The following is a 4,082-nucleotide window of genomic DNA, read 5'->3' as shown; positions in this document are numbered from 1 at the left end:
GGTAAATAGTTTAAATCTACCATATACAACTTTCCGATGGAACTTGGCTGTTGCTGATTGGACGCTGTGCAACAGGTCTACTTCAAGGCAGCAGCACCACCGCCCCCTGCGTCTGCCCCGCCTCCAGATCAGCATGGGCGGCAGCCACGTCGGCGAGCGCATAGCGGCGCCCAATGGCCGGTTGGAGGATGCCCTGCGCTACCGCCTGCAGCACGGCAGCGGCGCGCTGCTGGTATTCGGCCGCCGTGGCAGTGTGCGCAGCCAGTGAGGGGCGGGTGATATAGAGCGAGCCTTTGGCGTTGAGCGTGGCCATCTCCACGGCGGGCGGCGCGCCGGTCGTGGCGCCAAAGGACACCATCAGGCCCCGGGGGCGCAGGCAGTCCAGCGATGCGGCAAAGGACAGCTTGCCCAGGCCGTCATAGACCACATCGGCCATGCGGCCGCCAGTGGCCTCGCGCAGCTGCGCGGCCAGGGTCTGGGGATCGAACACCAGCGCCTGGTCGCAACCGGCAGCCAACGCCCGTGCCTGGCTTTGTGCTTTGGAGACCACGCCGATGACGGTGGCGCCCAGGTGCTTGGCCCAGGAGGCCATTAGCTGGCCCACACCGCCCGATGCGCCATAGAGCAGCACAACGGTGCCCGGGCCGACCGCATAGGTGCTCGTCAGCAGGTACTGCGCGGTAATGCCTTTGAACAGCACGGCAGCGGCCTGCTCGGCGCTGATGCTATCGGGCAGCTTGACCAGGCGCTCGGCCGGGTAGAGGCGCTCGCTGGCATAGGCGCCCAAGGGCCCCGTGGCATAGGCCACCCGGTCGCCCACCGCCAGCTGGCTCACCCCAGCGCCCAGCGCCAGCACGGTGCCCGCGCCTTCCAGCCCCAGGCCCGATGGCAGCGGGATGGGCGCCAGGCCCTTGCGCTGCAGCACATCAAGCGGGTTCACGCCCACCGCCTCCTGCGCGAGCAGGACCTCCCCCGGGCCGGGTGCGGCCAGCTCCAGCTGCTGCAGCTGCATGCATTCCGGGCCACCGGCTGCTGCCAAACGAATCACTTGCGCCATGCATCACTCCTTGCGGTTTTGTCGATGGCGCCAGCTTAGAGCCTGCATGGCTACAGATAAATAGTGCGCCATACAGTAGATAGCTGCAGTGGATGCAGCAATCACCGCGCTGGCGCTACCCAGCGATCAGGCAGCGGGCCGTCCCAGCAGACCACAGAGCTCGCTGAGATTGCGCACCAGCGCCTGGGGCGGGGGGCTGCTCAAGGGCCAGCGCAAGGCCAGGCCTGCTTCGCTGCGCTGGTGGTGGTCCAGCTCCTGGCGCTGCACCCAGGCGGCCTGCATGCCGCAGGCCAGCGCGCCCTGCACATCCAGCTCGGCGTCGTCGCCCACATGCAAGAAGGCGGGCAGATCGATACCTGCACGCTCGGCAGCAGCGGCAAAAATGCGCGGATCCGGCTTGGCCACCCCGACCTCGCGCGCACTGGTGCTGGCTACAAACCAGGGCGACAGGCCCACCAGGTCGAGCTGGGCATTGCCGTTGGAGACGGCGACCAGCGGGTAGCGCGAGGACAGCCAGGCCAGCGCATCCTCGACCTCGGCAAACCAGGTCACCCGGTTGCGGGCGGCAAAGAACTGGGCAAAAACCGCCTCGACCAGCGCTTCATCGCCACCGCTTTGCTGCAGCGCGCGGCGGATGAACTGTTGGCGGAAATGCGTCATGTCATGCGCCAGGTGCACAAAGTCATCGCGCACCGACTGGCGGATGCGCTGGGCCTCGGCCGGGTCCTGCAGCAGCGCCGCCGTGGCAGGGGCATGGTCCAGCAAAAATGCGTGCTGTGCGGCCTCGGCCGCCTTCAAGGTGGGCAGCACGGGCCAGAGGGTGTCATCCAGGTCAAGGCTGATGGCACGGATTCGGGAGAGATCGAGCATGGCGCCCAGCATAGCGGATCGCGGCCGCCCGGCGCGCCGCAGCCGTCCGCTGCCCGACAAGTGCGCGCGGGCCCGCTGCGCCCAGGGGTATGCATGGGGGCCCGCTGCCAAGCTGCGACAATCCCAGCCATGGTTTCACGCTTTCGACCCGAGCCTCTTGGCCAACCCCTCCCTGACCGAACCGGCATCCTGCTGTGCAACCTGGGCACACCCGATGCGCCCACCACCGCGGCCACCCGCCGCTACCTGGCCGAGTTTCTGAGCGACCAGCGCGTCGTCGAGATCCCGCCGCTGGTCTGGAAGCCGATACTGCATGGCGTCATTTTGCGCACCCGGCCGGCCAAGTCGGCGGCCAAGTACCGCAGCGTCTGGATGCCCGAGGGCTCGCCGCTGGCCGTCTGGACCGAGAAGCAGGCCAAGCTGCTGCGTGGCACTTTGGGCGAAGCAGGCCACCAGGTGCTGGTGCGGCCGGCCATGCGCTATGGCAATCCCTCGATTGCCAGCCAGCTCGATGCCTTCAAGGCCGAGGGCGTGCGCCGTGTGCTGGTGCTGCCGCTCTATCCGCAGTACTCGGCCACCACCACGGCCAGCGTGGTCGATGCCGTCAACGCCTGGTGCGCCAGCGCGCGCGACATCCCCGAGATCCGCTTTGTGCGCAGCTACCAGCGCGACCCGGGCTATATCCAGGCGCTGGCCCAGAGCGTGCACAAGCAGTGGCAGATCGACGGCCGCGCGCCCAAGCTGGTGATGAGCTTCCATGGCATTCCCGAGCGCAATGTGCGCCTGGGCGATCCCTACCAGCAGCAATCGCAGGAGACAGCCCGCCTGCTGGCCGCCGAGCTGGGCCTGGCCGAGAGCGAGTACCTGCTGACCTTCCAGTCGCGCTTTGGCAAGGCAAAATGGCTGGAGCCCTATACCGAGCCCAGCCTGATCGCGCTGGCCCAGCAAGGCCTGCGCCATGTGCAGGTGATGTGCCCGGGCTTCCCTGCCGATTGCCTGGAGACGCTCGAAGAGATCAACCAGGAGGTGCGCGAAGCCTTTGTCCATGCAGGCGGCCAGCAGTTCGACTACATTGCCTGTTTGAACGACCAGCCCCGCTGGATCCAGGCGCTGCGCGAGCTGGCCCTGCAGCACCTGCAAGGCTGGGACACCGGCGCCCCGCCGCCCCAGCCGCGCTGAGCCCAGCCGCACAACGCCCGCCCCACGCTGCCCGAGACCGTAGCCTATGACCCTCCTGTCCCCTTACCAGCCCGAGCAGCGCGAGCGCGTGCTGGCCCTGTCCCTGCATGAGGCGCAGCAGCCCTATGTTGCGCCAATGGCCCAGACGCTGGCCGAGCTCCACCCGGGGCTCAGCGCCCACCTGATCGGCCATGGCGAGCAGATCGCCGGCTTTTTCCTGATGGATCAGGACTACGCTCAGCGCTACCCCTTTGCCTCGGCGGACAGCCTGGGCCTGCGCAGCTTCTTTGTCGACCAGCGCTTTCAGGGCATGGGCCTGGCCAAGCGCAGCCTGCAGGCGCTGCCCGCTTACCTGCAGGCGCAAGGCATGGCCGCCACAGCCGTGTTCCTGACGGTGAACTGCAAGAACGCCGCCGCCATCCCGCTGTACCGCCAGTGCGGTTTTGCAGACACCGGCGAGCTGTACCTGGGCGGCGGCTATGGCCCGCAGCACATCATGCGGCTGGCGCTGTAGCGCAGCGCTTTCGCCTTGCCCAGACAGCCACATTGACCCACCACAAGGCCCTTGCCGCCCCGCGCGCCTGTGGCCTTCTAAAAAAAGATTCCCTTGTCCGACACGCCATTGACCCCTTCCCGATCTGCCGCCTCCTTGCTCTGCGCCGAGCTGCTGCAGGCCCACGAGCTGCGCCTGCGCATTGACCCGGCCCAGCTGGGCTTTGCCAGCACGGCCGAGCTGGTGCAGGAGCCCTTCTCCTGGATCGGCCAACAGCGCGCCCAGGCGGCGGCCGAGTTTGGCCTGGCGATGGACCCGCCCGACTACCACCTGTTTGTGCTGGGCGAAGAAGGCAGTGGCCGCACCTCGCTGCTGCGCCAGGCCATGCAGGCCGAGGCACAGCGCCGCCCTGCTGCGCAAGATATCGCCTTTGTGCACAACTTTGCCGTGCCCGAGCGCCCCCAGGCGCTGCGCCTGCCCGCT

General features: G+C 67.8%; 5 protein-coding genes. 3 read left to right on the top strand and 2 right to left on the bottom strand.

Annotated elements, in window-relative coordinates:
• Positions 1–82 precede the first annotated feature (82 nt).
• Together H928_RS0115855 and H928_RS0115850 are read right to left on the bottom strand one after the other, a co-directional pair.
• Complete coding sequence (locus H928_RS0115855) at positions 83–1,057, bottom strand: quinone oxidoreductase (protein WP_021027393.1); 975 nt, start codon at positions 1,055–1,057, stop codon at positions 83–85.
• A 126-nt stretch (positions 1,058–1,183) separates the two neighbouring features.
• Positions 1,184–1,927, bottom strand: coding sequence for an HAD-IA family hydrolase (locus H928_RS0115850; protein ID WP_027011011.1), 744 nt, complete (start codon positions 1,925–1,927; stop codon positions 1,184–1,186).
• 129 nt (positions 1,928–2,056) lie between these two features.
• On the opposite strand from H928_RS0115850, the gene hemH reads away from it, so the two are divergent.
• The 3 genes from hemH to H928_RS31670 form a co-directional block, all read left to right on the top strand.
• Entirely contained in the window at positions 2,057–3,106 is a 1,050-nt protein-coding gene (gene hemH / locus H928_RS28225; RefSeq protein ID WP_021027391.1) for a ferrochelatase, read from the top strand.
• A gap of 46 nt (positions 3,107–3,152) precedes the next feature.
• Positions 3,153–3,620: a GNAT family N-acetyltransferase gene (locus H928_RS0115840; protein ID WP_021027390.1), complete on the top strand. Its 468-nt coding sequence runs from the start codon at positions 3,153–3,155 to the stop codon at positions 3,618–3,620.
• A gap of 93 nt (positions 3,621–3,713) precedes the next feature.
• On the top strand, positions 3,714–4,082 hold a 369-nt coding region (locus tag H928_RS31670), incomplete at its 3' end, for a Lon-like protease helical domain-containing protein (RefSeq protein ID WP_204366321.1).

It is taken from the genome of Comamonas sp. B-9 (assembly GCF_000410635.1).
Classification (GTDB): Bacteria; Pseudomonadota; Gammaproteobacteria; order Burkholderiales; family Burkholderiaceae_C; genus Comamonas.
Note: the sequence above shows the minus strand (reverse complement) of the source record. Positions and strands in the feature narration are given on the sequence as shown.

What these genes read in the sequence shown, in the direction of transcription:
- H928_RS0115855 (WP_021027393.1), bottom strand. Translation starts at nt 1,057, where the DNA reads ATGGCGCAAGTGATTCGTTTGGCAGCAGCCGGTGGCCCGGAATGCATG.
- H928_RS0115850 (WP_027011011.1), bottom strand. Translation starts at nt 1,927, where the DNA reads ATGCTCGATCTCTCCCGAATCCGTGCCATCAGCCTTGACCTGGATGAC.
- hemH (WP_021027391.1), top strand. Translation starts at nt 2,057, where the DNA reads ATGGTTTCACGCTTTCGACCCGAGCCTCTTGGCCAACCCCTCCCTGAC.
- H928_RS0115840 (WP_021027390.1), top strand. Translation starts at nt 3,153, where the DNA reads ATGACCCTCCTGTCCCCTTACCAGCCCGAGCAGCGCGAGCGCGTGCTG.